The following is a 26749-nucleotide window of genomic DNA, read 5'->3' on the forward strand; positions in this document are numbered from 1 at the left end:
GAATGCTGCGTTGCGGGGGACGCGGCAGGTTAACGGGTCCGCGATGACGCCGCCACCCAACCGACGCACTAGACTCCAGCTTCCCTATCCGCGAGTGCGTCGCCATGATCGATCTGTACTACTGGCCCACCCCCAACGGCCACAAAGTCACGCTGCTGCTGGAAGAGCTGGGCCTGCCGTACCAGATCAAGCCGGTCAACATCGGCGCCGGCGACCAGTTCAAGCCCGAATTCCTGGCGATCTCGCCCAACAACAAGATGCCGGCCCTGGTCGACCACCAGCCCGCCGACGGCGGCGCCCCGCAGAGCGTGTTCGAGTCCGGCGCGATCCTGCTGTATCTGGCCGAGAAGACCGGCCGCTTCCTGCCATCCGATGCCCGCGGCCGGGTGGCGGTGCTGGAGTGGCTGTTCTGGCAGATGGCCGGGCTGGGCCCGATGAGCGGGCAGATGGGCCACTTCAACGTCTACGCGCCCGAGCAGATCCCCTACGCCATCGAGCGCTACAACAACGAGGTGCGCCGCCTGCACGGGGTGATGGACAAGCGCCTGGCCGGCAGCGCCTTCCTCGGCGGGGACGACTACAGCATCGCCGACATGGCCAGTTACCCGTGGATCGGCGCCTACGACAAGCTGCCCGTGGATTTTGCCGCCTTCCCGCACCTCAAGCGCTGGCGCGAGGCCATCGCCGCGCGCCCGGCCACCCAGCGTGCCTACGCGCTGCGCCAGCAGGTCAACCCGGATGCCGGCAAGCCGCTCAGCGAAGAAGAGCGCAAGCACCTGTTCGGTCAGCGCTGAGCCCGGGAAGTGCCGGCCGTTGGCCAGCGCCCGGCAATGCATGGCGCGGCCGGGGCACCGGCCACCCCGGCACGACCGCAAGGCTTTTGGTTAGGATGAACTGCTCCCCGTCCGCCCCAGGCGGGCGGGGAACGTCCAGACGCTGCCGGAATCCTTCATGCGCCACCTGTTTGCTTCACTTGCCCTCATGCTCGCTTCGACCACGCTCGCCCACGCTGAAAAGCTGACCCTGGACGCCATCACCGGCCCGTTGCCGTTGTCCGGCCCGACCCTGATGAAACCCAAGGTCGCCCCGGACGGCTCGCAGGTCAGCTTCCTGCGCGGCAAGGACGCCGACCGCAACCAGCTGGACCTGTGGGCGTACGACATCGCCAGCGGCAAGACCCACCTGCTGGTCGACTCCAAGGTGGTGCTGCCGGGCGAAGAAACCCTGAGCGACGCCGAGAAGGCCCGCCGCGAGCGCCAGCGCATCGCCGCGATGACCGGCATCGTCGATTACCAGTGGTCGCCCGACGCACGCACGCTGCTGTTTCCGCTCGGCGGCGAGCTGTACCTGTACGACCTGGGCAAGCAGGGCAAGGCGGCGGTACGCCAGCTCACCCACGGCGAAGGTTTCGCCACCGATGCCAAGCTCTCGCCCAAGGGCGGCTTTGTCAGCTTCGTGCGGGCGCGCAACCTGTGGGTGATCGACCTGGCCAGCGGCCAGCAGATCCAGCTCACCCGCGATGGCAGCGACACCATCGGCAATGGCGTGGCCGAGTTTGTCGCCGATGAAGAGATGGACCGCCACACCGGGTACTGGTGGGCGCCGGACGATTCGGCGATCGCTTTCGCCCGCATCGATGAAAGCCCGGTGCCGGTGCAGAAGCGCTATGAGATGTACGCCGACCGCACCGAGATGATCGAGCAGCGCTACCCGGCTGCCGGCGACCACAACGTCACCGTCAAGCTGGCCGTGATCGCGCCCAAGGCCGATGCCGCGCCGCGCTGGATCGACCTCGGCCGCAACCCGGACATCTACCTGGCGCGCGTGGACTGGCGCGATCCGCAACGGCTCACCTTCCAGCGCCAGTCGCGCGACCAGAAGCGCCTGGACCTGGTCCAGGCCGACCTGGCCAGTGGCGCGCAGCACACGCTGGTCAGCGAAACCTCGCCGACCTGGGTGCCGCTGCACAACAGCCTGCGCTTCCTCAAGCAGGGCGGCTTCCTGTGGTCCTCCGAGCGCACCGGCTACGAGCACCTGTACCGCGTGTCCGAGGACGGCAAGACTGTCACCGCGCTGACCGCCGGCGCCTGGCCGGTGGATGAACTGCTGGCCGTGGACGAAGCGGCCGGCACGGTCTACTTCCGTGCCGGCGTGGACTCCCCGCGCGAGAGCCAGATCTATGCGGTGCCGCTGCAGGGCGGCACGCCGCGGCGCCTCTCGCAGGCGCCGGGCATGCACAGCGCCAGCTTCGCCAAAAATGCCAGCGTCTACGTGGACAGCTGGTCCAACACCACCACGCCGCCGCAGATCGCGCTGTACCGCGCCAACGGCGAGAAGATCGCCACGCTGGTCGAGAACAACCTGCAGGATCCGCAGCACCCGTATGCGCGCTACCTGGACGCGCAGCGCCCGGTGGAGTTCGGTACCCTCAAGGCGGCCGACAACACGACCGACCTGCATTACAGCGTGATCAAGCCGGCCGGTTTCGATCCGGCCAAGCGCTACCCGGTGGTGGTGTACGTCTACGGTGGCCCGGCCAGCCAGACCGTCACCGACAGCTGGCCCGGCCGCGGCGACCATCTGTTCAACCAGTACCTGGCCCAGCACGGCTATGTGGTGTTCTCGCTGGACAACCGCGGCACCCCGCGCCGCGGCCGTGACTTCGGTGGCGCGCTGTACGGCGTGCAGGGCACGGTGGAAGTGGCCGACCAGCTGCGTGGCGTGGCCTGGCTCAAGCAGCAGGCCTGGGTGGACCCGGCGCGCATCGGCGTGCAGGGCTGGTCCAACGGCGGCTACATGACCCTGATGCTGCTGGCCAAGGCCTCCGATACCTACGCCTGCGGCGTGGCCGGCGCGCCGGTCACCGATTGGGGGCTGTACGACAGTCACTACACCGAGCGCTACATGAACCTGCCGGCCAACAACCCGAAGGGCTATGAAGCGGCGCGCGTGCTGGCCCACATCGACGGGCTGCGCTCGCGCCTGCTGTTGATCCATGGCATGGCCGACGACAACGTGCTGTTCACCAATTCCACCTCGCTGATGAGCGCACTGCAGAAGCGCGGGCAGCCGTTCGAACTGATGACCTACCCGGGCGCCAAGCACGGTCTGTCGGGCAGCAATGCGCTGCACCGCTACCGCCTGGCCGAGGACTTCCTGGGGCGCTGCCTGGCACCGTAAGCGCAGCCCGCACACCGCACCACCGGCACGACAAGGAGGACGCCGATGACCCTGCCACCCCCGCTTCCCACCCACCCCCGGGGTTGGTGGGCACGCCACTGGCGCTGGGCAGTGCCGCTGGCCGCACTGCTGACGATCACGGCCGCGGCCGGCGCCGGCTGGTTCGGGCTGCAGCAGGTGTCGAGGATGGCCCGTGGCAGCGAGCCCTACCAGGAAGCCATGCGGCGCGCGCGCTGCAGCGTGGACCTGGTGGCGCACCTGGGCGAGCCGATCCAGGACGGGCTCCTGCCGATGGGTGGCATCCAAACCGACAGCAGCGGTACCGGCTCCAGCCAGTTCGTGGTCCACCTCAGCGGCCCGCGCGGCAAGGGCCGGCTGTTCCTGCAGGCCGACCGCGCGCAGGGCCGGTGGGACTATCCGATGCTCTACGTGCTGGTCAAGGACGCCGAACCGATCGACCTGACCGCGCTGGACGACGCCGAAGCGGCCACCCAATGCGCGCTGGAGGCCTGTCGCGCGCAGGGCGACTGCCCGGGGCTGGCACCGCCGCTGGAGGTTTGAGCCCGGCGCATGACCTCCGGCCGATTGCCGCCCGTGCGCCGAGTGCGTAGGGTCACGGGCATCCGTCATCCGGGAGTCCTGCATGAAGCCGCTAGTCCTTGCCGTCGCGTTGGCCCTTTCCGTTCCCGCCGCGCTGAGTGCGCCGCCGGCCCTGGCTGCCAAGGCGGCCGCCAGCAAGACGCCGGAAAGCCCGGCCTGGGTCACCCGCAGCAACCAGCTGGCGCAGATCCTGCTGGACGCGCAGGGCCCGTTCCAGCCGGAAGAAACCGGCTTCTTCGGCGTGCCCGGCTACGACGACAAGGTGGCCGACTTCGGCCCCGACAACGGCGCCCGCTACCGCGCCGCCATGGCCAAGGCGCGCAGCGAGCTGCAGTCCAGGCTGGCCACCGAGCGCGACCCCAACGTGCGCCAAGACCTGGCGATCATGATCGCGGCCGCCGACCAGAACATCGAAGGCAGCGAGCTCAACGAGAAGTACCTGCTGCCGTGGAGCGATACCCCGCAGACCGTGTTCAGCGGCATCAACATGCTGCTCTCCGATCAGGTCTCGGCCGAGCGCCGCGCCAAGGCGCTGGACCGCCTGAAGGCCTACGCCGGCCTGGCGCCCGGCACCCAGCCGGTGACCACGCTGTCGCGCCAGCGCTATGCAGAGCGCCTGGGTGACAAGACCCTGCTGCAGCCGACGAAGATCGAGGTCGAGCAGTCGCTGGCCAACGTGGACACCTACATCACGGGTATCGAGCAGCTGTTCGGCAAGTACAAGGTGGCCGGCGCCGACGAGGCGCTGAAGACCATCGCCACCCAGTTGCGCGAGTACCGCGACTGGACCCGCAAGGACGTGCTGCCCAAGGCGCGCACCGATGCCCGCCTGCCCGAGCCGCTGTATGCCTACCAGCTCAAGCGCGTGGGCATCGACATCGCCCCGGCGGTGCTGATGCAGCGTGCGCAGCTGGAGTTCATGGAAACCCGTTCGGCGATGCGCCAGCTGTCGCCGTTGGTGGCCCAGGCCAAGGGCCTCAAGGTCGCCGATCCGACCGATCCGGTCGCGGTGGTGCGCGCGCTGAAGGGCGACAAGATCGCCGACGACCAGCTCGAGCACCACTACCGGGGCGTGATCGATGCCATCGACCCGATCATCCGCAAGGAAAAGATCGTGGACGTGCCGCAGCGCCCGATGCAGATGCGCCTGGGCTCGGCTGCCGAAAGCGCCGCGTCGCCGGCCCCGCACTTCCTGCCGGCCCCGCTGGTCGGCAACACCGGCCAGCAGGGCACCTTCGTGCTGCCGCTGGGCAACCCGGCCGCCGGCGACAAGGCCGCGCAGTACGACGACTTCAATTTCGGCTCGGCCGCGTGGACGCTGAGCGCGCATGAAGGGCGCCCCGGTCACGAACTGCAGTTCACCGCGATGGTCGAGCGCGGCATCTCGCTGGCGCGCACCATGTTCGCGTTCAACTCGGTCAACGTCGAAGGCTGGGCGTTGTATGCCGAGGCGGAGATGGTGCCCTACGAACCGCTGGACGGGCAGCTGATCGCGCTGCAGTTCCGCCTGCTGCGCGCCGCACGCGCCATGCTCGACCCGATGCTCAACCTGGGCCTGATCGACCGCGCCAGCGCCGAGCGCGTGCTGATCGACGAGGTCGGCCTGTCCAAGGCGATGGCCACCCAGGAACTGGACCGCTACATGGTGCGCATGCCCGGCCAGGCCGGCAGCTACTTCTACGGTTACACCCGCATCCTGGAACTGCGCATGCAGACCGAGCTGGCGCTGGGCGATCGCTTCGACCGCCTGGCCTTCAACAACTTCCTGCTCGACCAGGGCCTGTTGCCGCCGGACCAGTTGGCCAAGGCGGTCAATGACGTCTTCGTGCCGACCTACAAAAACGCCACCAAGCGCTGACGCCTCGCCGGCAGGCGCCGACCGTGCGCCGGTGCGCCGTCACGCACGCCACGACCCAGGGTCGTGGCGTGTCTCCTTGCGGCATTCCTTTGTACGCAGCAGCCATGAACATGCGTGCTGCGCAACGGCGCAGGCGAGGCGCAAGGCGTCGGCAATGCACTCGGCGCCCGCTGATGATTCCACTGATAGTGTGATGCGCCACCCCGCCTCGCTCTGCCCCCAGAGCCAGTCTCGGCCCTGCACCTTCTTCTCAGGCAGGCGCAGTGGCTGACGTCACGACCACATGCGCGGCTGATCCAGTGATGGGTTTTCAGCGGAGGATCGTCGCATGGCATCCAGGACGGCCTGGCGTACAGGCGTCGGGGTTGGGCTGTTTTTGCTTACGATGCTTTCTACTTCCGCGGCAGAGCCCTTTATCGAGATACCGACGTCAGGCATCGACGTCGATGACATGCAGCGCCAGCGTCACCGCGACGCCGAAGTGGACTGGGTTCGCCGGGTCCACCTCAATCCGACTGCGCTGCAGGCACAGGACATCAGCGTCGATCTTTACGATATGACGTTGCTGCTGATACGGGAGACACCCGATCCTTCCGCGCGATCCGCTGGCGAGTGGGTGTACGAAACCGATGCGCGCGGCCGCCCGAAACGGGAGATGCGGGCGCCGAGAGGTTTGCTCTGGTCAGGGACCGTGCACGCACGGGAGGGAGCGGCTGCGGCGGCAGGTGTACAGGGCGCCAGGGTGGAAATATGGGAATCTCCGCGCGGGTTCAGCGCCGCATTCCGGGTCGGAAAGCTGCGCTACGAACTCATTGGCGATGTCCTGGTCAAGCGCGATATGCGGCGCTTCCGCGTCAATGAAAACAACGACATTCGTGATACCCGGCCGGATCGACCCAGACCGCCGCTTGGTGCCCATGCGGATGCAGAGCCGGGGCGCTGGCAGCCATCTCACCGCCAAGGCCGAAGGCGAGCCAGCGCGGCAACGCCGGCCTGACTCCGTCGAGCTGGCCGGCCGCGATGGCGCGCAGGCCCTGGCGCCAGGCCCCAGGGTCGTGGCCCACCGCGGCGCTGGTTACCGCGTCGGCGTGATCGTCTGCGTCGGCAGGCGCGGCGCCGGCGGCGGGTTCGGGACCCAGATGGCCACGCCGGCCGCGCGCTTCTGCGTGGTCGGGATGCCGATGCCGACGCCACCGCCCACGTGCGAGCCGTAGCTGCCGGCGCCGACGGACATGCCCACCGGCGAACCGCTGGAGCCCACGCCCATCAGGATCACGCCATTGGCGCCGAGGGCGGCGGCCTCGCGCTTGAGCCGCATGACGGCCGCATCGGTCTGGCCCTGCGTGCCGAAACCGACCGCGCTGGACGACTCCAGTTGCGCGATTTCCACCGAGCCGGCCGGCGGCGTGGAATAGATCTGCACGCTGGCCGGGTCCACCGGCGCCCGCGCCTGGCCCAGCATCACCTTGGAGGTACTGGCACAGCCGGCGACGGCCAGCAGCGCGCCCAGTACGGCAGTCATTCGGATGTTCATGCATCACCCCTGTTCGGTAGGGACCATCGGCCCGTGGCGCGATCATCGGTGGCGACCACTGAATCGGTGCCAACCTCGTGATCTTCACGCTAGCACTGTCCAGGTGAGCGGCGTGCCGTGGTCCGGCTGGCCGGCGCCGGGCGCCGATGAACGCGTCAGCCATGCCCCGGATTTAGGCTATGGTGGCGCCAACATCACCGAAGGAGCCTGGCATGGGGTTGATCAGTCTGTTGTGGGGCATCCTGGCGCTGCTGTGGATGGTCCTGGCCCTGATCCCGTTGCTGGGCTGGGGCAACTGGTTCCTGATCCCGTTCGCGGCGGTGGGCGCGGTGATCGCCGCCCTCGGCATCCTGTTCACCCACCCGAGCAAGCGTGGCCGGGCCTGGGCCGGCCTGGTGCTCAACGGCATCGTGGTGGTGGTGGGCATCGTCCGGCTCAGCCTGGGTGGCGGCATCGTCTGAGCCGGTCCGCCTGTCGTACCCGGGATGCGACCATCGGTCGCAGTGGCCGGGCACCGGCGCGCAGGGGCGTACAATCTTCGGCTGTCGGGGCGCGTCCGCCACTGGCCCACGCCCGTCCGGGCGCCACATCCGCTTTCGATGATCATTCGTCCTCGTCCCCACGGCTGGCAACTGCTGTACATCCTGCGCGGCTCCATCGTCCCGGCGGTGGCCCCCAAGGTGCTGGCGATCCTGCTGCTGGCCATCGCCGTGGCCGCCTTCGCCGAGGTCTGGCACCCGCCGGGCATCGAGCGCGTCTCGGTTGCGCCGTTCACCCTGCTGGGCCTGGTGCTGTCGATCTTCCTCAGTTTCCGCAACAACGCCTGCTTCGAGCGCTGGTGGGAAGGGCGCAAGCTGTGGGGCCAACTGGTGTACGAATCGCGCAGCCTGGCACGGCTGTGCACGGCGCTGCTGGCCGACGACGCGCCGCGCCGCACGCGCATCTGCCGGCTCGGGATCGGCTTCGCCCATGCGCTGGCGGCCAAGCTGCGCGGCCGCGATGCCGTGCTCGCCGCGCTGCCGTGGGTGGGCGATGAGGACCACGCGCGTTTCGGCGCACGCCTCAACGCCCCGGACCAGTTGCTGGCGATGATCGCCGCCGACCTGGCCGAGCCGCTGCGCGCCGGGCGCCTGGACCCGATCCTGTACAGCCAGTTCGAAACGCGCCTGCATGCGATGTCCAGCATCCAGGCCGGCTGCGAACGCATTCTTTCCACGCCGCTGCCGTTCGCCTACACCCTGCTGCTGCACCGCTGCGCGTGGATGTTCTGCGTGCTGCTGCCGTTCGGCCTGGCCAGTTCGCTGGGCTGGGCCACCCCGGTGGTGTCGGCGGTGCTGGCCTATGCCTTCTTCGGCCTGGACCAGTTGGGCGAAGAGATGGAAGAGCCGTTCGGCCTGGAGCCCAACGACCTGCCGCTGGATGCGCTGGTGCGCACCATCGAAATCGACCTGCTCGACAGCCTCGGCGTGGCGCCCCTGCCCGCGCCGCTGCAGCCGCATCGCTACCTGCTGCAGTAACACCTGCCGCGCCCCCCGCATACCGTTACGGAGCATTCCCATGGCCCACCCCGACTATCGCCCCCGCCGCATGCGCCACGATGAGTTTTCGCGCCGCCTGATGCGCGAAAACACGCTCACCACCGATGACCTGATCTATCCGGTATTCGTGCACGACCTGGCCGGCCGCGCGCCGGTGGCCTCGATGCCGGGCGTGGAGCGGCTCTCCATCGACGAACTGCTCAAGGTGGCCGAAGAGGCGCTGGAACTGGGCATCCCGGTGATCGACCTGTTCCCGGTGATCGACCCGGCCGGCAAGTCGCTGGATGCGGCCGCGGCCTGGGACGAGAACGGCCTGGCGCAGCGCGCGATCCGCGCGCTGAAGTCGCGCTTCCCCGAGCTGGGGGTGATGACCGACGTGGCGCTGGACCCGTACACCACCCATGGCCAGGACGGGATCATCGACGACAAGGGCTACGTGCTCAACGACATCACCGTCGCCGCGCTGGTCAAGCAGTCGCTGTCGCATGCGCAGGCCGGCGTGGACATCATCTCGCCGTCGGACATGATGGATGGACGCATCGGCGCGATCCGCCGCGCGCTGGATGCCGACGAGCACGTCAACGTGCGCATCATGGCCTACTCGGCCAAGTACGCCTCGGCCTTCTATGGCCCGTTCCGCGATGCGGTGGGCAGCTCGGCCAGCCTCGGCAAGGCCGACAAGAAGACCTACCAGATGGACCCGGCCAACGGCGACGAGGCGATGCGCGAGATCGCGCTGGACCTGGAAGAGGGCGCGGACATGGTGATGGTCAAGCCGGGCATGCCCTACCTGGACCTGGTGCGCCGGGTGAAACAGCAGTTCGGGGTGCCCACCTTCGCCTATCAGGTCAGTGGCGAGTACGCGATGATGAAGGCCGCCTTCGCCAACGGCTGGCTGGACGAACGCGCCTGCGTGCTGGAATCGCTGATCGGCTTCAAGCGTGCCGGCGCCGATGGCGTGCTGACCTATTTCGCCCCGCAGGTGGCGCGTTGGCTGCGCGAGCGCTGACAATACGCGCCCACACGCACACAGGACGACGACGATGCAGACAATGGGATGGGTGCAGTGGCTGACCTGGGGCACCGGGGTGCTGGCCTTCGCGGTGGTGATCGGGCTGGTCATCCGCGGCGTGCTGCGCGCGGCCAAGCGACCGCCGGAGCAGCCGTCCGCGGCCGCGCGGGTGGCGCGTGACAGCCAGTTGGCCCCTGCACTGCAGGCGCAGCTGGCCGCGTTGAACCAGCGCAAGGACAACGGCGAGATCAGCGAAGCGCAGTACGAACAGCAGCGTGCCGCGCTGCTGCGCCCCGGCCAGGGCACCGCAACCGGCGCGTAGCGCCAGGCCACGCATGACTGCGCCGGCAACCGGCCAGGTCCTCAGCGGCAGGCCCCGTCTGGCGCCGCGGGCGCCTTCATCCGGTACAGGTCCAGCCCGCCGGCACGCGGTGCGCGGGCCACGCCTGCCAGCACCAGTTCGGACGGCTTGGACGCGTCCACCACCGGCGCGCCGGTCTGCCCGTCGGCCGTGTTGAAGGACAGCACCAGCGGCGTGGCCGGCTGCCGGTAGTCGCAGCCCACCCGCCACACCTGTGTGCGGGCGCCCGCGCCCCGGGTGATGACCAGTGCCCCGTCGTTGCCCAGCCACTCGCCGCCCAGTTCGTCGGCCGCGCTGTTGAGCGGCGCCGGCAGCGCCGTTGGCGGGTTGAAGCCCCGGCCCTGCGCGGTTGCCACGTACAGGTCGAAACCACCGTGGGTGGCCTTGCCCGTGCCGTTGCGGGCGAACAGCAGCGCCTGGCCATCCGGGCGCACGGCCGGGTACCGCTCGTCGGCGGCAGTGTTGATGGTCACCGGCATCGACATCACCGGCCCCACGCTGCCGTCCTCGTGCAGCATCACGCTGTACAGGTCGAAGCCGCCGCGCCCGCCGCTGCGGTTGGAGGCGAAGTACAGCCAGGCACCGTCATGGCTGAAGTACGGATCGAGGTCATCGGCGGCGCTGTTGAACGCCAGCGGCGTGGGGTCCTGCCAGCGGCCGTCACGCTGCACCGCCTGCCACAGGTCCCAGCCACCGGCGCCGCCGGCGCGGTCGGAGGCCCAGACGATGCGCTGGCCGTCGGGCGAGATCGTGGCCTGGCCCTCGTTGGCCTTGGTCGAGACCACGCCCATGCCCTCGATGCCGAACTCGGAAAGCGCCATCGCCTGCGGTGTGGAGAGTAAACTGACGCTCAGCGCGAGCAGTGACAATGGAGTGCGCATAGCCGCTTCCGTTGGGGGTTTGCGTTCCATTCTAGGCCCGGAGCAGACACACCCATGACCGCCGACCATTACGCCGTATTTGGCCAGCCCATCGCGCACTCGCAGTCGCCGCGCATCCACGCCGCGTTCGGCCGCCAGGAAGGCATCGCGGTGGAGTACCGCGCCATAGAGGCCAGCCCGGCCGAGTTCGCCGCAGCGCTGGAGGCCTTTGCCGCCGAGGGCGGTGTCGGCGCCAACGTCACCGCCCCGCACAAGGAGGCCGCCTTCGCGCTGTGCACCACGCTGACCTCGCGCGCGCGCCGCGCCGGCGCGGTCAACACGCTGCTGCGCAAGGGCGAGCGCTGGCACGGTGATACCACCGATGGCATCGGCCTGGTCCGCGACCTCACCGATCGCCACGGCCTGGACCTGCGCGGCCGCCGCACGCTGCTGATCGGGGCCGGCGGTTCGGCGCGCAGCGTGGCCCCGGCACTGCTGGATGCCGGCATCCTGGAGCTGGTGGTGGTCAACCGCACGCCCGAGCGTGCCGACGCGCTGATCGACGCCATGGGCGAGCCGGGCCGCGCGATCACCCGCTACTGGGAAGACATCCGCGAGCTGGGCGACTTCGAGCTGATCATCAACGCCACCTCGGCCGGCCGCGACCGCGCCAATGAATTCACGCTGCCGCTGGGCCTGGTCAACAGCATGACCACCGCGGTGGACCTCAACTACGGCGAGGCGGCGATCGCCTTCAGCGCCTGGGCGCGCTCGGCCGGCTGCCGCAACGTGGTCGACGGGCTGGGGATGCTGGTCGAGCAGGCGGCCGAGAGCTTCCTGCAGTGGCATGCGGTGCGCCCGCAGACCGACGCGGTGTACGCCGAGCTGCGCGCCGAACACGCGCTGGCCGGCGAGGACTGAGCGCGATGAACCTGGAATTGCTGATGGCGGTGCTGGGCACGGTGGCCATGCGCCTGCCGATCCTGATCGCGCTGGCGGTATCGGTGGTGTGGGTGGCCGACAGCCCGCGTGGGGCGGTACGCAGCGTGGCGCTGTGGGCGCTGGGCCTGCTGGCCCTGACCACGCTGGCCGGGCTGCTGGTGAACATCGTGCCGCAGTGGCTGGTGCAGCAGGGCGATTACGCGTCCATGCAGGGCATGGTGATGTGGCTGGGCGGCGCGCGCTTCGTGCTCGGCCTGGTGGATGCGCTGGCGATCGTGCTGCTGGTGTGGGCGATGACCCGCGCGCTGCGCGGCCGCGCCCCGGCGCCGGCGGGCTGAGCGACAGCGCACGGGCTGCCGCGCTCACTGTCCGGGCGACGGTCGCCACACGAAGGGCTGCCTGTCGTTGGTGGAGATGATGGCGGCCCGATCGGCCAGTGCCTGCAGCAAAGGCAACGGAAACGCCTGCCATGCACCGGTCGGGAGGATCCACGCATGCCCGGGGGTGTCGGGGGCACCGAGCTGGAAGGCAATGATGATCGGTCGTCCGTCGATCAGCAGCAGGTACTCGTAGGCGCCATCGCGCATGGCCGCCGACGTGCTGATGAGCTGGGTAAACACCACGCGGTGGTCCGGGCTTGCCGCCACCACCCAATCGGGTGACGTGGGCAGCGTGCCGGGGTGCCCGATCAGGCGCAGGACGTTTGCAGCGATGGACACTTGGTGCAGCGGTGCGCGCAACAGCGCGATGGCTGCCAGGTCCAGGGGCAGCGCAGCGGGCGTATCCATGACGATCTCTCCTTGATGGGGTGCAGGCGGGCGGGGGCGGTAGCGTGATCGCCCGCCCTTCCCGAATGGGGCCATGCCGGCGGGATGATAGCGCCGGCCGCTGTCCGGCGCGTGGGCAGCGCCGTGCAGACCGGGACTATCGCGGATCTGAACCGGCGCGGAAATCCGCGCCGGTTCCCGCCTCCCGCTCGTGAGAAAATACCCGCCGTGATCCAGGCAGGTAGCTCTTGGCGTGACCGAAAAAGTTGAAGCCCCGCGGGCGCTGAACGACGACATGAAGGCCGCCATCCGCGATGCCTACGCCAAGCTGCAGGCCAATACCCCCGGCTTCAGTACCCGGCGTTCGCAGAGCCAGATGATCGGCGTGGTCTCGCGTGCGCTCTCGCACAGCGGGGGCGTGGGCGTGGTCGAGGCGCCTACCGGGGTGGGCAAGTCGCTGGGCTACCTCACCGCCGGCGTGCCGATCGCGCTGGCCACGAAGAAGAAGCTGGTGATCAGCACCGGCACCGTGGCATTGCAGTCGCAGCTGGTCGAGCGCGATATCCCCAATTTCCTCAAGGCCACCGGCATCGAGGCCACCGTGGCGCTGGCCAAGGGCCGCACCCGCTACCTGTGCACCCGCAACGCCGCCGAAGCGCATGGCGACGGTGCCCAGGAAGGCATGTTCGACGACGAGCAGCCGCTGTTCGACCGGCCACTGGCGCCGATCGAGATGGACCAGGCGCAGACGCTGAGCAAGGCGTTCCTGGAGGGGCGCTGGAACGGCGACCTCGACAACGCCCCGGAAACCATCAGCAACACGCTGCGCTCGCGCATCACCACGCCCGCCTCCGGCTGTGCCGGGCGCAAGTGCGCCTACTCGGCGCAGTGCGCGGTACTGCGCTCGCGCAACACCGTGCGCGAGGCGCAGATCGTGGTCACCAACCATGCGCTGCTGCTGTCGGCGCTGTCCATCGGCGAAAGCGACAATGGCCAGCCGTTGATCGCTCCGCCCTCGGACATGCTGCTGGTGCTCGACGAAGGCCACCACATCGGCAGCGTGGCCATCGACCAGGGGGCGGCCAGCCTGGCCCTGGACGAGATGGCCAAGCGCACCGGCCGCCTGCAGGTGCTGATCGCCGCGTCCTACCGCGCGGTGGACAAGGACAAGCTGGGCAACCTGCTGCCCAACGAGGCCATCGAGGCGGCGGCCAAGGTCAGCAAGCAGCTCAAGGCCTTCCGCGATGTCATCGACCGCAGCTGGCGCCCGGACCCGGCCGCGCAGGAGCCGATGTGGCGCGCGCCCAACGGCCGCCTGCCGGAGATCTGGATGGCCGACATCGAGGCCATCGCCGATGACACCCGCAGCCTGTTCAACTGGGCCCATGCCGCGCTGGGCCAGGTGGCCAAGGGCAAGCCCGAGGACGCCGCGCGCGAGCGCCTGCAGCGCAACCTGGGCATGGCGCTGGAGATGATCGAGCAGCAGCACAACCTGTGGACGGCCTGGCGCCGCGAAGACAAGGAAGGCCAGCCGCCGATGGCGCGCTGGGTCACGATGTCGCGCGAGGGGGATTTCATCCTGCACGGCTCGCCGGTCTCGGCCGCGCACGTGCTGCGCAAGCTGCTGTGGGACGAAGTGGATTCGGTGGTGATGACCTCGGCCACGCTCACCGGCGGCGGCGATTTCCAGTCGCTGGCGATCGACAACGGCATTCCCGCCGAGGCCGAGATGGTCTCGCTGGCCTCGCCGTTCGACCTGCCCAACCAGGCCCAGCTGATCGTGCCGGCGTTCCCGGTCACGCCGGACGACAAGGAAGGGCATCCCAGGGAAGTGGCCAAGTACCTGGTCAAGGAACTGGACTGGGACAAGGGCAGCATCGTGCTGTTCACCTCGCGCTGGAAGATGGAAAAAGTGGCCGGGCTGATGCCGGCCGAACAGCGCAAGCGGATGCTGGTGCAGGGCGAGGGCGCCAAGCAGAAAATGGTGGACGAACACCTGCGCCGTACCGCCGCCGGCGAGGGCTCGGTGCTGTTCGGGCTCAATTCGTTCGGCGAAGGCCTGGACCTGCCTGGCGAGGCCTGCACCACGGTGGTGATCACCCAGGTGCCGTTCGCGGTGCCGACCGACCCGCAGACCTCCACGTTGAGCGAGTGGTTCGAAAGCCGTCGGTTGAACGCCTTCAACCTGATCGCGATCCCGCACGCGCTGCGCACGCTGACCCAGTTCTCCGGTCGCCTGATCCGCACCTCCACCGACACCGGTCGGGTGATCATCCTCGACTCGCGCCTGCTGACGCGTCGTTACGGCAAGCGCATCATCGATGCACTACCGCCGTTCAAGCGGGTGATCGGCTGACGCGCAGGACCGTCGACGACGCCGGCCACGCGCGGGCAACCAGCGTGCGCCAGCTGCCGTCCAGGTCCTGGTCGAACGCATCGACCGGCACGGCCAGCATCGCCGTCGCCGCGTTCACTGCCACCGCCAACAGCAGCGAAAACGCGGCCATCGCAAGCGCTGTGTCCGTACGCCACCGGCACCTTGGCGCAGGTGGCACGCGGCTGCATGCAGGGCGGCCGCGTCACCCTTCCAGCTTGGAGAGGTCGCGCACCGCGCCCTTGTCGGCACTGGTGGCCAGCAGCGCATAGGCCTTCAACGCACCGGTGACCTTGCGCGGGCGTGCCTCGCGCGGCTTCCAGCCCAGTGCATCCTGTTCGGCGCGGCGTGCCGCCAGCGTGGCGTCGTCCAGCAGCAGATCGATGCGGCGTGCGGGAATGTCGATGCGGATGCGGTCGCCGTCGCGGACCAGACCGATCATCCCGCCCGCGGCCGCTTCCGGCGAGGCGTGGCCGATCGACAGCCCCGAGGTGCCGCCAGAGAAACGGCCATCGGTGAGCAGCGCGCACTGCTTGCCCAGGCCCTTGGATTTCAGGTAGCTGGTGGGATACAGCATCTCCTGCATGCCCGGGCCACCACGCGGGCCTTCGTAGCGGATCACCACCACGTCACCGGCCACCACCGTGTCGGCGAGGATGCCGGCCACGGCCGCGTCCTGGCTTTCGAACACGCGCGCGTTGCCCTCGAACACGTGGATGGATTCATCCACGCCGGCGGTCTTCACCACGCAGCCATCCGGTGCGAGGTTGCCGCGCAGCACCGCCAGCCCGCCTTCGGCCGAGTAGGCATGGGCGACCGCGCGGATGCAGCCTTCCGCACGATCCACGTCCAGCGTCGGCCAGCGCGTGGCCTGGCTGAAGGCGACCTGGGTGGGGATGCCGGCCGGGCCGGCGCGGAAGAAGTCGTGCACCGTGGCATCGTTGCTCACCGCCACGTCCCAGCGCGCCAGGGCATCGGCCAGCGTGCGGCTGTGCACGGTCGGCACGTCGGTGTGCAGCAGCCCACCGCGTGCCAGCTCGCCAAGGATGCCGAACACGCCGCCGGCGCGGTGCACGTCTTCCATGTGGTACTTGGGCGTGTTGGGGGCGACCTTGCACAACTGCGGTACGCGCCGCGACAACGCGTCGATGGCGTGCAGGTCGAAGTCCACACCCGCCTCCTGCGCAGCGGCGAGCAGGTGCAGGATGGTGTTGGTCGAACCGCCCATCGCGATGTCCAGGGTCATCGCATTCTCGAACGCGGCGTGGGTGGCGATGCCGCGCGGCAGCGCACTGGCATCCTCCCCGCCATACCAGCGATGGCACAGCTCCACCACCACGCGCCCGGCGCGGCGGAACAGCTGCTCGCGGTCGGCATGGGTGGCCAGGGTCGAGCCGTTGCCGGGCAGCGACAGGCCCAGCGCTTCGGTCAGGCAGTTCATCGAGTTGGCGGTGAACATGCCCGAGCACGAACCGCAGGTAGGACAGGCGCTGCGTTCGTATTCGGCGACCTTCTCGTCGCTGGCGCTTTCATCGGCGGCGATCACCATCGCATCCACCAGGTCCAGCTTGTGCTCGGACAGCCGTGTCTTGCCGGCCTCCATCGGCCCGCCGGAGACGAACACCACCGGGATGTTCAGGCGCAGCGCGGCCATCAGCATGCCGGGGGTGATCTTGTCGCAGTTGGAGATGCACACCAGCGCATCGGCGCAGTGCGCGTTGACCATGTACTCCACCGAGTCGGCGATGATCTCGCGGCTCGGCAGCGAATACAGCATGCCGTCGTGGCCCATGGCGATGCCGTCATCCACCGCGATGGTGTTGAACTCCTTGGCGACCCCGCCCACCTGCTCGATCTCGCGCGCCACCAGCTGGCCGAGGTCCTTGAGGTGGACGTGGCCGGGCACGAACTGGGTGAACGAATTGGCGATGGCGATGATCGGCTTGTGGAAGTCGCCATCGGTCATGCCGGTGGCGCGCCACAGGGCGCGGGCACCGGCCATGTTGCGGCCGGCGGTGGAGGTGCGGGAGCGGTATTCAGGCATGGTGGCTGGCAGGATCGGGCGGGCCGTGGGGGCGCGTTTCGCCTTGATTCTGCCGAAAAATTGCGGTTGCGTTTGCAACCAAGCGGGCGCCGCCGGTCGTCCGGAATGCTGAAACGCCGTTCATCTTCTTGGCTGTGCCGGTTTTGGTTGTTCGCGGCGATGAGGCATGATTGAGGGGATAACCGCATTAGGGGGCATGACGCCATGAAACGTTCCAGGACCACCGCGCTGCTGTTGATGAGCGCCGCGCCGCTGTTGTTCACCGCCTGCCAGAAGGAAGAAGCCGTCCGGGTGCAGGAAGGGTTGTACACCTCGGTGCAGGCCTGTACCGAGGCCACCGGCGATCCGTCCAGCTGCCGCACCGCCTTTGCAGAGGCGCAGAAGCAGTCGGCCGATGCCGCCCCCAAGTACGCCTCGCGCGAGGCCTGCCAGGCCGATTACAGCGCCGAGCAGTGCGTGGAGCAGAAGACCTCGACCGGCCACTCGTTCATCGGGCCGATGATGATGGGCTTCTTCATGTCGCAGATGCTCAGCAACCGCGGCGCGGGCCTGGCGCAGGCGCCGGCCGCCAGCCCGGCGTACCAGGACAAGGCCAACGGCTGGGCGCGTCCGACCCCGGGCGGCAGCGGCGGCCTGAACACCGCCAGCGGGATCGGCGCGGGCAAGGCCGGGCTGGCCCCGGTCAACGCCACCCCGAACCGTGCGGTCACCGCCAGCCGCGGTGGCTTCGGCAGCTCCAGCAGCGGCCGCAGCAGCGTGGGCGGTTGATCGATGCAGCGCGTGCGGATCGCCGAGCGCAGCCAGTGGCGCGCCCGGGCAGAGGAGTCGGGATTCCGTTTCCACACCATCGATGGCCTGCCGTACTGGGATGAGACCGCGTACTACGCGTTCACCCTGCGCCAGATCGAGCAGGACATCGAAGACCCCAGCGCCGAGCTGCATGCGATGGCCATGGACCTGGTCGAGGAGGTGGTGGGCAGCCAGCAGTTGATGGACCAGTTGGCGATCCCGCCGCAGTTCCGCGACTGGATCGCCGACAGCTGGCGCCGTCGCGAGCCGCACCTGTATGGGCGGCTGGATTTCGCCTACGACGGCAACGGCCCGGCCAAGCTCTACGAGCTCAATTACGACACCCCGACCTCGCTGTTCGAGGCGTCGTTCTTCCAGTGGCAATGGCTGGAAGACCAGCGCAACCAGAACCGCCTGCCGGCACACGCCGACCAGTTCAACGCGATCCATGAAGCGCTGGTCGAGCGCTTCGCGCAGCTGTCGGCGCAGTTGCCGCCGCCGCTGTATTTCAGTGCGGTGGGCAACTCGGAGGAAGACCAGGGCACGGTGGCCTACCTGCGCGACTGCGCGGCCCAGGCCGGCCTGCGCGGCGAGGCGATCGCCATCGAAGACATCGGCCTGTCCGAGGACGGGCGGTTCACCGCGCTGGACGACACCGTGATCGGCAGCCTGTTCAAGCTGTACCCGCTGGAAGACCTGATGACCGAGTCCTTCGGCCAGGCCTTGCCGGGCTCGGGCGTGCAGCTGCTGGAACCGGCGTGGAAGGCGATCCTCAGCAACAAGGGCGTGTTGCCCCTGCTGTGGCAGCGCCACCGCGGCCACCCGAACCTGTTGGCGGCCGAGTTCGACGATGGCAGCGAACTGCCGCGCGGTTGGGTACGCAAGCCGCTGTTCTCCCGCGAGGGCGCCAACGTGGCCATGCACCTGGCCGACGGCAGCTGGCAGGAAAGCGAGGGCCCGTACACCGGGCCGGCCATCCGCCAGGCCGCGCACCCGCTCACCGCGTTCGATGGCGGCTACCCGCTGGTCGGCAGCTGGGTGGTGGGCGACCAGGCGTGTGGCATGGGCATCCGCGAAGACAACAGCCGGATCACCCGCGACAGCGCCCGCTTCGTGCCACACGCGATCATCGATCAGGCGCCCACCCGCATCTACGTCTGAGATGGCGATGCAGCGCAACCGCAGCCTGCGTCCCGCGCCGGTGGCCGGACGCCACCTGGATGATGGGCATGGCCTGTGGCGGTACGCCGATCGCATCGCGGTGCGCTGCCATCGCTGTGCTGCGCCGGGCTGGGTGGTCAGGTCCTCCAGGACGGCACGCTTCCGCTGCCTGTCGTGCAGCGTCGCGTTGCAGGACGGAAACAACTGCGGGTGCGCGGCGTGCGGTCCCGGCACGTGGGTGGGGCCGGTGCGCTACAGCGGGCAGCGGCCCTGCGGGTACTGCGGGCACCAGTGGGTGCGCGCGCAGGCGCATCGCGCAGCGGCATCGCCGCCGTTGACGACACTCGCCGCCCACTGCGCGCAGTGCGGCCGCAGCAGCGAGGTCAGCGTGAGCGGGTCGCCGCTGCGCGATGCCGAATCCAACGACCCGTACTTCGGCCTGCCGCTGCTGCTGGTCACGCGTACCCGGGCCGGTCTGCTGTGGGCCTACAACCAGGCACACCTGCAGGCGCTGCACGACTACGCCGCCGCACCGCTGCGCGAACGCGCCGGCGTGGCCAATGGCTCGATGTTCTCGCGCCTGCCGCAGTGGATGAAGCTCGCGCGCAACCGCGCGCTGCTGCAGAAGGCCACCGCGCGCCTGATCGCCCAGGCCAACGCCGTCCGCCAGGTGCCGACCGTCGGCCGGCAGGCCTCGCCCCCTACAGCAACCCGTCCCGCTTGACCGCCAGATACCGCTCCACCAGCGCACCGGGCAACGCATCGGCGGTGACGTCCAGCACCATCACCCGATGGCTGCGCAACGCGTCGTGCGCGTCGCTGCGCTGCTGCAGGTAACGGGCGATCGCGCCGGCCTGGGTGGCGTCCTGCAGGGTCTCCACCTCCTTGCCCAGGGCCTCGTCCAGTTCCCGTTCGCGCAGGCTGGCCACGCAGACCAGGTGCTGGCGCTGCAGCAGGCGCACCGCGGCCAGCAGGTCTTCGATGTCTTCATCGCGCACGTTGGTGACCAGCATCACCAGCGAGCGCCGGCGCTGGCGCAGGCTCAGTTCGGTGGCGGCGGCCAGGTAGTCGGTGGCCACCGGCTGCGCCTGCAGGTCGTAGCTGGCGCGCAGCAACCCGTCGATGGCGCCCATGCCGCGTTGCGGCGCCACCCAGCGGCTGTCGCCGCCGCTGGCGAACAGGCCCACGCCATCGCCCTGGCGCAGGGCCAGGTAGGACACCACCAGGGCGGCGTTGAGCACATGATCGAAGTGCGACAGGCCGTCTTCGCTGGCCATCATCCGCCGGCCGGTGTCGATCATCAGCAGCAGCTGCTGGTTCTTTTCGTCCTGGTACTCGCGCGAGATCAACTTGCGCGCGCGCGAGGTGGCCTTCCAGTCGATCTGGCGCAGGCTGTCGCCGATGCGGTACTCGCGCATCTGGTGGAAATCGGTGCCTTCGCCGCGCCGGCGCTTGAGGTGCGCGCCCACCAGCCGCGAGGCCTGTTCGGCACTGAACAACGCAAACCGGGTGAGCGGGGCGAAGTTCGGGTACACGCGCACGGTCAACGCCGGCGGCAGGGTGCGGCGCTGCCGCCACAGCCGCCACGGCGCATGCACGCGCAGGTGCACGCCCTCGAAGGTGAAGCGCCCGCGAGCGGTCGGGGTTAGCCGGTACTGTACGCTGCTGGCCACCATCGGCTTGAGCGCCAGCAGCCGCGGCAGGCCCTGCAGCGACCACTCACCCGGGACCAGGTCGAACACCTCCACACGCTGGCGCAGGCTGGATTCCAGGCGCAGCGTCACCGGCCGTTCCACGTTCAGGGCCAGGGCTTCGGGCAGCTCGCGCTGGATGCTCGGCGAGGGTTGCCGCCACAGCCGCAGCAGGTCCACCAGCGCCAGCAGCGCGATCGCCGCAGCGCAGGCGGCCCACGTCCAGCGTGGCCACGCCCCGAACACCACCGGCAGCCCGAGCAGGCCCCAGGCCACGATCAGTGCCAGCAGCAGCGGGGCCGGCCTCATGCGCGCGGCCCGGCGTGGTCAGCAGTACGCCGCAGGCTCATTTGCGCGGTGCTTCCACCTTGGCCAGCAGGGCGTCCAGCGCGTCGTCGGCGCTCTGCCCCTCGATCTGCAGTTCCGGGGCCAGCGCGATACGGTGGCGCAGTGCCGGCTTGGCGATGTCGCGAATGTCATCGGGGGTGACGAAGTCGCGCCCGGACAGCACCGCCTGCGCACGCGCGGCACGCACCAGCGCGATGCTGCCACGCGGGCCGGCCCCGAGGGCGATGCCCGGCCAGCGACGGGTGGCGGCCACGATCCGCACCGCATAGTCGATCACTTCCGGGTCGACCGCGATCGCGGCGGTGGCCTGCTGCAGCGCCACCACCTCGGCGGCGGTCAGCACGCGCGGCACCTGCGACAGGTCGAAGTCGGCCGCGCTGCGGCCGGTGGTGATCGCATCGACCATGCGCTTCTCGTCGTCCAGTTGCGGGTAGTCGATCAGCACCTTGAGCAGGAAACGGTCCAACTGCGCTTCGGGCAGCGGGTACGTACCTTCCTGTTCCACCGGGTTCTGCGTGGCCAGCGCCAGGAACGGCGGGGTCAGCGCGAACGCCTTGCCCTCGATGGTGACCTGGCCTTCCTGCATCACTTCCAGCAGGGCCGACTGGGTCTTGGCCGGGGCGCGGTTGATTTCGTCGGCCAGCAGCAGGTTGGTGAACACCGGGCCGCGGCGGATCTTGAAGCTCTCCGACTTGGGGTCGTACACCGCATGCCCGCTGACATCGCTGGGCATCAGGTCCGGGGTGAACTGCACGCGGCCGTAGTCCAGCTCCAGCGCCTGGGCGAGGGCGCGCACCAGCAGGGTCTTGCCCAGCCCGGGCACGCCTTCGATCAGCACGTGGCCGCCGGCCAGCAGCGCGATCAGGATCTGGTCGAGCACCTCGGGCTGGCCGATGAAGGCACGCCCGACCGCTTCGCGCACGGCATCCACGCGGTCGACCAGGCTGGGACCGGCGACGGCCGGGGACGGGGCCGGTGCAGGTTCGAAGGAGGGCAGCGGCGGCAGGGTCGGCTCGGTCATAGCAGGTTTCTCATCTGGATCAGCAGGCGGATGCGCTCGCGCAGACCGGGCAGGTCGTGCGAGGCCGGAGCGGTCAGGGCGGTGTGGACACGGGCGTGCGGCCATTGCAGCAGGGCGGCGACGGCCTGCACCTGCGCGTCGCCGACGAGCACGGCCGCGGTGGGCGCGCGTCGCCGCAGGCGGCCGAGGAAGGCCCGTCGCACCGCGTCGTACAACAGGGGCGCCTTGCCATAGCGCAGCAGGTGCTCGCCGCTGGCACGCACGTGTTCGAGCAGCGAGCGCCGCTCCACGGCCGGCGAAGGCAGCAGGCTGCCCATGCGCTGCGTGCGGTGCCACAACCAGCCCAGCAGGGCCAGCAGCAGCGGCACCCACACCGGCCAGCCCTGGTAGAACAGCCGGTTCCACAACGACGGTGGGCGCGACCCGTACACCAGCCACATGCTGCCCTCGCCATAGCGCGGCGCCAGCAGGTAGCGGGTGAGGTCGCGGTGCGCCTTGTCGTGCAGGCCGTCGATGTAGTCGCCCGGCTTGGCGTTGGGGGCGTCGTCAGGGACGGGGCGGCCGAGGCCCTTCATGAACTCCAGGTCGGCCAGCACGTCCACGCTGCCCTGGCCATGACGCAGGCGCGCGAACACCTGCCCGTACTCGTCGCTGTCCTCGCCCCAGCTGCGCTCCAGGCGCATGCCCTGCGGCGGTACCACGGCGAAACGGCGGCCCCCGCAGAACTCCACGTGCTGCGGGTCATCACGTACATGGAACGGTTGGCAGCCAGTGCCGTAACCGATGCTGTCCACGCCCAACGCGTCCAGCAGGGGTCCATTGCGCGAGATCTCGGCCGGCTCCACCTCGGCCTGTTCGGCCGGCGGCGTACGCATCACCAGATGACCGCCGCGTGCGACCCAGGCCAGCAGCTCGCGTGCGGTGGACGCCGGCAGCGTCGCGCTGTCCTGCAGCAGCACCAGCGTGTCGCGTGGCTGCAGCGGCATCGTCGCCAGGTCCACGCGTGGGCGCGCATGCACCGTGATGCCATCGGCACGCAACGCCTGGCCCAGCACGTACAGCGGGTTGTAGCTTGCCTCGCCCTGCGGCGGCAGCTGCTCGGTGCGGGTCACCCGTTCGTGGGTGCGCAGGAAGGCGATCGTCAGCGGCACGCCCAAGGCGAGCACGCCCAGCACCACCAGCAGCCAGCGCAGGCGCGTACTCATGCGCGCCACCGGAACTGCTGCTGCAGCGTGCTGGCCAAGGCATCGAACTCGGCATCGTCGGGCAGCCGCCCCGCATAGGCGGCGTACTGCCAGACCCGGACGATCCGCGCGAACAGGGTGCGGTCGGCCTCGTCGGGCATGCGTCGCGACGCGCGCAGGCACTGCGCTTCGGTGGCGCCTGGCGGCAACGCGGTCTGGGTGCGCTCGGTCATCGACTCCACGCTGGCCCGGTACAGCAGCGCCAGCGCCTGCCGTGGGCGCCCCTGCTGCCACAGCGTGCGCGCGCGCGCGGCGGCATCCGGGGGTACCTCGTCGGGTACGCGGATGTCATCTTCCACCACCGCCGTGGGCGGGGCGCGGCGTCGCGTGCCGGTGCCACGCAGCCAGCGCAGCCAACGTGGCGCCGTCGCCACCAATGCCAGCAACAGCAGGCCGACCAGGCCCCACAACACCCATTCGGCGATCTGCGCCGGCAGCACCGGCCCCTTGGGCCGGGCATTGCCCTTGTCGGCGTCCGCGTCGCCCGCCTTCTTCTTGTCCTTGTCGGCCGCGTCCTTCCGCGACGGTTCCCAGCGCACCACGGTACGCGTCGGGCTCTGCAGCGGGTCCTCGTAGGCGCGCTGCACGGCCTGGCGGAAGCCGGCAGTATCCACGCTGGCGGTGCCGAACACGCTCTCCGGCCGATTGGCTGGATCGTTGTCGTAGGTCAGCGCGGGTTCGTCTGCCGCGTCCTCGTCCTCGGCACCCTCGTCCTCCGCATCCGCATCCGCATCCGCATCCGCATCCGCATTGGCATCGGTATTGGGATCAGTATCGGCATGCGCATCCTGCGCGGCCAGCTCGTCCACGCCGTGCGCCTGCTGCGCGTGCAGGGTGCCGCCGGGCCAGCCCAGGACCAGCGCCAGCACCAGCAGCGGTGCCGCCTGCTGCAGGCGATCGCGCAGGCGGCGGAACGCGATTTCCACGTCCCACGCTTCCATCTCGGTGCGCCGGTTGAGGTACAGGCCGAACCCGGCGCCGACATGGAACGGGCCGATCAGTGCCGCTGCCAGCCAGCACGCCAGGTTGAAGCCGAGCTTGGCCCACGCCGGGGTATCGGTGCGGACCATCGCCCATGCCGCTCGCCAGGAATCGGACAGCAGCTCGAACGGGATGAACATGAAGATCGTCGCGATGCAGCCAACCACCAGCACCAGCTCGAACATCATGCAGGTCAGGGTGAGCAGGACGGCATGGCCGAAGGCACCGCCAGCGATCGCGCGCCGGCGCGCGCCACGCAGTTCGGGCGAGCTGCCTTCCAGCAGGTTCACCGGCAGCATCAGCGCGCGCAGGGGGCTGAACCGGCGCCAGCCCAGGTAGCCCCAGAAGCCGCTCCAGCCCCAGTGGCGCTGCGCGCGCAGCGCCTGCCAGGGCGTGGGTGCATCGCCGAAGACCCCGCGCGAGATCACGTACAGGGCCAGCCGTTCGAAGAGCGGCTTGAGCCACCACATCAGCAGCCAGGCCAGCCCGAAGGCGTCCGCCCACCATGCAAGCGCATTGACCACGGCGAACACCGGCAGCCCCAGCAGCACCCAGGGCAGCCAGATCGCACGCGCGTGCCGGCGGACCAGCGCGGTGCCCAGCTCCACGGCTTCCCAGCCGCTGCGCGCACGCAGCACCACATCGAGCTGGTCAATCCGCATGCGTGCTCCCGCGTCCACCGCGCCACAGCCACAGCAGCACCACGCTCCACAGCACCCCGGCCACGCTGAACTTGCCCCATGCCGGGACCTCGGCGATCGAGGACCAGAATGCTTCGATGAACGCCGCCACCAGCAGCATCGCGGCCACGCCCAGGCACAACCGTGCTCCGATCACCCCGCCGTCCACCAGCGCATCGATGCGCCGTCGGCGACCCGGCGCCAGCAGCTTCATGCCCAGTTGCAGACCCGCGCCACCGGCGATGACGATCGCGGTCAGCTCGAACGCGCCATGCCCGGCCACGAACTGCCAGAACGGAGCGCCATGGCCGATATGCTGCAGATGGCCGGCCACCGCACCGATGGTGAGCCCGTTGAACAGCAGCACCAGCACCGTACCTACCCCGGCCAGCAGGCCGCTGGCGAAGGTGCGCAGGCCGATGCTGATGTTGTTCATGATGTAGTGGCCGAACATCATCCAGTCGGTGCCGCTGTCACGGCCCAGGTGCGGCGAGGAGGGGTCGTACATGCTTTCCATCGCCGCGATCTCGCGGTTGTCCATCAACAGGTGGATGAAATCGGGGTACCACTGCACCAGCAGGAAGCTGCCCAGCAGCGGCACCGCGAACAGCGCGGTGGCGGCCCACATGCTGCGGGCCTGGCTGCGCACCAGTTGCGGGAAGTCGGCGAACAGGAACTCCAGCGCGCGCTGCCAGTGCGGCGACGGGGTGCGGTAGAGCAGGCCGTGGCCCTGTTGCATCAGCACCTGCAGGCGCGCCACCAGCTGCGGGCTGTAGCCGCGCTTGCGCGCCAGCGCCAGCTGCTGGCACAGACGGCGATAGTGCTGCGGGATGTCTTCGTCGTTGAGGGCGTTGTCGGCCACCTGGCGACGCGCGCGGCGCGCACTTTCCCCGCGCAGCGCCAGCCAGCGTTCCAGGGCCTGCCATTCGTGCTGGTAACGGGCGACGAACTGTTCCTGCCTCATCGACGCCCCAGCAGCCAGTTGGCCATGGCATACAGGCGCAGCACGCCGACCTGGCCGCCGCCACTGAGCGGGGCGACGATCGTGGCCAGTTCCTGCTGGCGCGGTGAGGACAGCCGCGGTGCGCGTTCGGCGAAGGCCACCACCGCCGCCTGCTCGGCCGGCTGCAACGGCTGCGGCGGCGCCATCACGGTGTCGATGGCCAGGCTGCCCGGGGGGGGCTGCAGGCTGTCGTGGATCACCACGGTGCCGGCGACCAGGTCGCCGAGGCGGCGCCCGTGCGCATCGAACAGGCTCGACAGCAGGCCCAGTGCGTAGGCGAACGGCAGCATGTCCACCGTGCGCAACAGGTTGCGGGTGATCGCGGCCATCCAGCCGATCGGCGCACCGTCGTGCGCGACCACGCGCAGGCCCAGCGCGCGCTTGCCCACGGTGCGCCCCCACAGGGCTTCCTGCACGATGGTGTAGGCCCACATCAACAGGAACATCAGCGCCAGGTACAGGCCCTGCCCGAACCCGCCGAGGAAGGTGAGCGGTATGCCCAGCAGCATCAGCGAGCCCACGCGGATGACGAAGTCGATCAGCCAGGCCAGCGCACGCGGCACCGGGCCGGCGGCCGGCAGGTGCAGCGGCACGCCTTCGGGCGTGATCACTTCACGGTAGGTGTCCAGCATCGTCGCGCTCATGCGCGCACGCGGCGGGAAAGGGATGGCCGGAATCCTCTCCGGTCTGCTGCCAGCGGGGGCATGCGGTTCTCGACTGCTTCCTGGTCGGCTGTGGACTTTACCGTGCAGCCGCGCCGA

General features: G+C 69.6%; 26 protein-coding genes. 15 read left to right on the forward strand and 11 right to left on the reverse strand.

Annotation, left to right across the window (positions count from 1 at the left end; genetic code table 11):
- Positions 1-104 precede the first annotated feature (104 nt).
- From AC06FD_RS14650 to AC06FD_RS14670, 5 genes are all read left to right on the forward strand, one after another.
- Entirely contained in the window at positions 105-794 is a 690-nt protein-coding gene (locus AC06FD_RS14650; RefSeq protein ID WP_478078203.1) for a glutathione S-transferase N-terminal domain-containing protein, read from the forward strand.
- A gap of 157 nt (positions 795-951) precedes the next feature.
- The gene (locus tag AC06FD_RS14655) at positions 952-3180 is read left to right on the forward strand and encodes a S9 family peptidase (RefSeq protein WP_478078204.1); all 2229 of its coding nucleotides are present in this window, start codon (positions 952-954) and stop codon (positions 3178-3180) included.
- Between the two features lie 45 nt (positions 3181-3225).
- Positions 3226-3741: a cytochrome c oxidase assembly factor Coa1 family protein gene (locus AC06FD_RS14660; RefSeq protein WP_478078205.1), complete on the forward strand. Its 516-nt coding sequence runs from the start codon at positions 3226-3228 to the stop codon at positions 3739-3741.
- Between the two features lie 82 nt (positions 3742-3823).
- A complete protein-coding gene (locus AC06FD_RS14665; RefSeq protein WP_259208660.1) occupies positions 3824-5638 on the forward strand; it encodes a DUF885 domain-containing protein in 1815 nt (604 codons plus the stop codon).
- Positions 5639-5966: 328 nt separating this feature from the next.
- On the forward strand, positions 5967-6635 hold the full coding sequence (locus AC06FD_RS14670; protein ID WP_478078206.1) for a hypothetical protein: 669 nt from the start codon (positions 5967-5969) through the stop codon (positions 6633-6635).
- A gap of 78 nt (positions 6636-6713) precedes the next feature.
- Here AC06FD_RS14670 and AC06FD_RS14675 read toward each other — a convergent pair whose 3' ends face one another.
- Positions 6714-7172, reverse strand: a complete 459-nt coding sequence (locus AC06FD_RS14675; protein WP_259208661.1) for a hypothetical protein — start codon at positions 7170-7172, stop codon at positions 6714-6716.
- A gap of 212 nt (positions 7173-7384) precedes the next feature.
- On the opposite strand from AC06FD_RS14675, the gene AC06FD_RS14680 reads away from it, so the two are divergent.
- The 4 genes from AC06FD_RS14680 (at position 7385) to AC06FD_RS14695 (ending at position 10044) form a co-directional block, all read left to right on the forward strand.
- Positions 7385-7633: a hypothetical protein gene (locus AC06FD_RS14680; RefSeq protein WP_259208663.1), complete on the forward strand. Its 249-nt coding sequence runs from the start codon at positions 7385-7387 to the stop codon at positions 7631-7633.
- A gap of 138 nt (positions 7634-7771) precedes the next feature.
- Positions 7772-8689: a bestrophin family protein gene (locus tag AC06FD_RS14685; protein ID WP_259208665.1), complete on the forward strand. Its 918-nt coding sequence runs from the start codon at positions 7772-7774 to the stop codon at positions 8687-8689.
- Between the two features lie 40 nt (positions 8690-8729).
- Positions 8730-9719 (forward strand): porphobilinogen synthase, encoded by a 990-nt coding sequence (gene hemB / locus AC06FD_RS14690; RefSeq protein WP_394163217.1) that lies wholly within the window; start codon positions 8730-8732, stop codon positions 9717-9719.
- 34 nt (positions 9720-9753) lie between these two features.
- A complete protein-coding gene (locus AC06FD_RS14695; RefSeq protein ID WP_259208670.1) occupies positions 9754-10044 on the forward strand; it encodes an SHOCT domain-containing protein in 291 nt (96 codons plus the stop codon).
- 41 nt (positions 10045-10085) lie between these two features.
- Here AC06FD_RS14695 and AC06FD_RS14700 read toward each other — a convergent pair whose 3' ends face one another.
- Positions 10086-10964 carry a TolB family protein gene (locus tag AC06FD_RS14700; RefSeq protein WP_478078207.1) on the reverse strand — a complete coding sequence of 293 codons (879 nt, stop codon included), beginning with the start codon at positions 10962-10964 and terminating at the stop codon, positions 10086-10088.
- A 54-nt stretch (positions 10965-11018) separates the two neighbouring features.
- Between AC06FD_RS14700 and aroE the strand changes: the two genes are divergently transcribed.
- Positions 11019-11864 carry a shikimate dehydrogenase gene (aroE, locus tag AC06FD_RS14705; protein ID WP_259208676.1) on the forward strand — a complete coding sequence of 282 codons (846 nt, stop codon included), beginning with the start codon at positions 11019-11021 and terminating at the stop codon, positions 11862-11864.
- Positions 11865-11869: 5 nt separating this feature from the next.
- Positions 11870-12223 (forward strand): hypothetical protein, encoded by a 354-nt coding sequence (locus AC06FD_RS14710; RefSeq protein ID WP_259208678.1) that lies wholly within the window; start codon positions 11870-11872, stop codon positions 12221-12223.
- 24 nt (positions 12224-12247) lie between these two features.
- Here AC06FD_RS14710 and AC06FD_RS14715 read toward each other — a convergent pair whose 3' ends face one another.
- Complete coding sequence (locus AC06FD_RS14715) at positions 12248-12673, reverse strand: hypothetical protein (RefSeq protein ID WP_478078208.1); 426 nt, start codon at positions 12671-12673, stop codon at positions 12248-12250.
- A gap of 274 nt (positions 12674-12947) precedes the next feature.
- Between AC06FD_RS14715 and dinG the strand changes: the two genes are divergently transcribed.
- Positions 12948-15008 carry an ATP-dependent DNA helicase DinG gene (gene dinG / locus AC06FD_RS14720; RefSeq protein WP_478078249.1) on the forward strand — a complete coding sequence of 687 codons (2061 nt, stop codon included), beginning with the start codon at positions 12948-12950 and terminating at the stop codon, positions 15006-15008.
- On the opposite strand, the gene AC06FD_RS14725 is transcribed toward dinG, so the two are convergent.
- Positions 14989-15159, reverse strand: a complete 171-nt coding sequence (locus AC06FD_RS14725; RefSeq protein ID WP_478078209.1) for a hypothetical protein — start codon at positions 15157-15159, stop codon at positions 14989-14991. The genes dinG and AC06FD_RS14725 overlap by 20 nt on opposite strands.
- A gap of 72 nt (positions 15160-15231) precedes the next feature.
- On the reverse strand, positions 15232-17070 hold the full coding sequence (ilvD, locus tag AC06FD_RS14730; protein WP_259208682.1) for a dihydroxy-acid dehydratase: 1839 nt from the start codon (positions 17068-17070) through the stop codon (positions 15232-15234).
- A 204-nt stretch (positions 17071-17274) separates the two neighbouring features.
- On the opposite strand from ilvD, the gene AC06FD_RS14735 reads away from it, so the two are divergent.
- From AC06FD_RS14735 to AC06FD_RS14745, 3 genes are all read left to right on the forward strand, one after another.
- Positions 17275-17838, forward strand: coding sequence for a DUF1190 domain-containing protein (locus AC06FD_RS14735; protein WP_394163228.1), 564 nt, complete (start codon positions 17275-17277; stop codon positions 17836-17838).
- Between the two features lie 3 nt (positions 17839-17841).
- Entirely contained in the window at positions 17842-19020 is a 1179-nt protein-coding gene (locus AC06FD_RS14740) for a glutathionylspermidine synthase family protein (protein ID WP_394163230.1), read from the forward strand.
- A gap of 334 nt (positions 19021-19354) precedes the next feature.
- Positions 19355-19744 (forward strand): hypothetical protein, encoded by a 390-nt coding sequence (locus AC06FD_RS14745; RefSeq protein ID WP_478078210.1) that lies wholly within the window; start codon positions 19355-19357, stop codon positions 19742-19744.
- On the opposite strand, the gene AC06FD_RS14750 is transcribed toward AC06FD_RS14745, so the two are convergent.
- From AC06FD_RS14750 to AC06FD_RS14775, 6 genes are read right to left on the reverse strand one after another with little or no spacing between them, the layout of a single operon-like run.
- Positions 19722-21020: a DUF58 domain-containing protein gene (locus tag AC06FD_RS14750; RefSeq protein ID WP_394163234.1), complete on the reverse strand. Its 1299-nt coding sequence runs from the start codon at positions 21018-21020 to the stop codon at positions 19722-19724. The genes AC06FD_RS14745 and AC06FD_RS14750 overlap by 23 nt on opposite strands.
- 37 nt (positions 21021-21057) lie before the next feature.
- Positions 21058-22080 (reverse strand): AAA family ATPase, encoded by a 1023-nt coding sequence (locus AC06FD_RS14755; RefSeq protein ID WP_259208691.1) that lies wholly within the window; start codon positions 22078-22080, stop codon positions 21058-21060.
- Complete coding sequence (locus AC06FD_RS14760; RefSeq protein ID WP_478078211.1) at positions 22077-23285, reverse strand: DUF4350 domain-containing protein; 1209 nt, start codon at positions 23283-23285, stop codon at positions 22077-22079. The genes AC06FD_RS14755 and AC06FD_RS14760 overlap by 4 nt, the downstream gene beginning before the upstream one ends.
- Positions 23282-24967 (reverse strand): DUF4129 domain-containing protein, encoded by a 1686-nt coding sequence (locus AC06FD_RS14765; RefSeq protein ID WP_478078212.1) that lies wholly within the window; start codon positions 24965-24967, stop codon positions 23282-23284. Before AC06FD_RS14765 ends, AC06FD_RS14760 begins: the two co-directional genes overlap by 4 nt.
- Positions 24957-25949 carry a stage II sporulation protein M gene (locus AC06FD_RS14770; RefSeq protein ID WP_394163238.1) on the reverse strand — a complete coding sequence of 331 codons (993 nt, stop codon included), beginning with the start codon at positions 25947-25949 and terminating at the stop codon, positions 24957-24959. Before AC06FD_RS14770 ends, AC06FD_RS14765 begins: the two co-directional genes overlap by 11 nt.
- The gene (locus AC06FD_RS14775; protein ID WP_259208698.1) at positions 25946-26632 is read right to left on the reverse strand and encodes an RDD family protein; all 687 of its coding nucleotides are present in this window, start codon (positions 26630-26632) and stop codon (positions 25946-25948) included. The genes AC06FD_RS14770 and AC06FD_RS14775 overlap by 4 nt, the downstream gene beginning before the upstream one ends.
- Positions 26633-26749: the final 117 nt, after the last annotated feature.

This window comes from Stenotrophomonas sp. Steno-Z1, assembly GCF_056393175.1.

Bases quoted from the DNA above. Each gene is read 5' to 3' on its own strand.
- ilvD (WP_259208682.1), bottom strand. From the start codon at position 17,070: ATGCCTGAATACCGCTCCCGCACCTCCACCGCCGGCCGCAACATGGCC.
- AC06FD_RS14710 (WP_259208678.1), top strand. From the start codon at position 11,870: ATGAACCTGGAATTGCTGATGGCGGTGCTGGGCACGGTGGCCATGCGC.
- AC06FD_RS14735 (WP_394163228.1), top strand. From the start codon at position 17,275: ATGAAACGTTCCAGGACCACCGCGCTGCTGTTGATGAGCGCCGCGCCG.
- AC06FD_RS14775 (WP_259208698.1), bottom strand. From the start codon at position 26,632: ATGAGCGCGACGATGCTGGACACCTACCGTGAAGTGATCACGCCCGAA.
- AC06FD_RS14675 (WP_259208661.1), bottom strand. From the start codon at position 7,172: ATGAACATCCGAATGACTGCCGTACTGGGCGCGCTGCTGGCCGTCGCC.
- hemB (WP_394163217.1), top strand. From the start codon at position 8,730: ATGGCCCACCCCGACTATCGCCCCCGCCGCATGCGCCACGATGAGTTT.
- AC06FD_RS14715 (WP_478078208.1), bottom strand. From the start codon at position 12,673: ATGGATACGCCCGCTGCGCTGCCCCTGGACCTGGCAGCCATCGCGCTG.
- AC06FD_RS14700 (WP_478078207.1), bottom strand. From the start codon at position 10,964: ATGCGCACTCCATTGTCACTGCTCGCGCTGAGCGTCAGTTTACTCTCC.
- AC06FD_RS14685 (WP_259208665.1), top strand. From the start codon at position 7,772: ATGATCATTCGTCCTCGTCCCCACGGCTGGCAACTGCTGTACATCCTG.
- AC06FD_RS14750 (WP_394163234.1), bottom strand. From the start codon at position 21,020: ATGAGGCCGGCCCCGCTGCTGCTGGCACTGATCGTGGCCTGGGGCCTG.
- AC06FD_RS14760 (WP_478078211.1), bottom strand. From the start codon at position 23,285: ATGAGTACGCGCCTGCGCTGGCTGCTGGTGGTGCTGGGCGTGCTCGCC.
- AC06FD_RS14770 (WP_394163238.1), bottom strand. From the start codon at position 25,949: ATGAGGCAGGAACAGTTCGTCGCCCGTTACCAGCACGAATGGCAGGCC.
- AC06FD_RS14650 (WP_478078203.1), top strand. From the start codon at position 105: ATGATCGATCTGTACTACTGGCCCACCCCCAACGGCCACAAAGTCACG.
- AC06FD_RS14655 (WP_478078204.1), top strand. From the start codon at position 952: ATGCGCCACCTGTTTGCTTCACTTGCCCTCATGCTCGCTTCGACCACG.
- AC06FD_RS14725 (WP_478078209.1), bottom strand. From the start codon at position 15,159: ATGGCCGCGTTTTCGCTGCTGTTGGCGGTGGCAGTGAACGCGGCGACG.
- AC06FD_RS14755 (WP_259208691.1), bottom strand. From the start codon at position 22,080: ATGACCGAGCCGACCCTGCCGCCGCTGCCCTCCTTCGAACCTGCACCG.
- AC06FD_RS14765 (WP_478078212.1), bottom strand. From the start codon at position 24,967: ATGCGGATTGACCAGCTCGATGTGGTGCTGCGTGCGCGCAGCGGCTGG.
- AC06FD_RS14670 (WP_478078206.1), top strand. From the start codon at position 5,967: ATGGCATCCAGGACGGCCTGGCGTACAGGCGTCGGGGTTGGGCTGTTT.
- AC06FD_RS14740 (WP_394163230.1), top strand. From the start codon at position 17,842: ATGCAGCGCGTGCGGATCGCCGAGCGCAGCCAGTGGCGCGCCCGGGCA.
- AC06FD_RS14695 (WP_259208670.1), top strand. From the start codon at position 9,754: ATGCAGACAATGGGATGGGTGCAGTGGCTGACCTGGGGCACCGGGGTG.
- AC06FD_RS14660 (WP_478078205.1), top strand. From the start codon at position 3,226: ATGACCCTGCCACCCCCGCTTCCCACCCACCCCCGGGGTTGGTGGGCA.
- dinG (WP_478078249.1), top strand. From the start codon at position 12,948: ATGAAGGCCGCCATCCGCGATGCCTACGCCAAGCTGCAGGCCAATACC.
- aroE (WP_259208676.1), top strand. From the start codon at position 11,019: ATGACCGCCGACCATTACGCCGTATTTGGCCAGCCCATCGCGCACTCG.
- AC06FD_RS14680 (WP_259208663.1), top strand. From the start codon at position 7,385: ATGGGGTTGATCAGTCTGTTGTGGGGCATCCTGGCGCTGCTGTGGATG.
- AC06FD_RS14665 (WP_259208660.1), top strand. From the start codon at position 3,824: ATGAAGCCGCTAGTCCTTGCCGTCGCGTTGGCCCTTTCCGTTCCCGCC.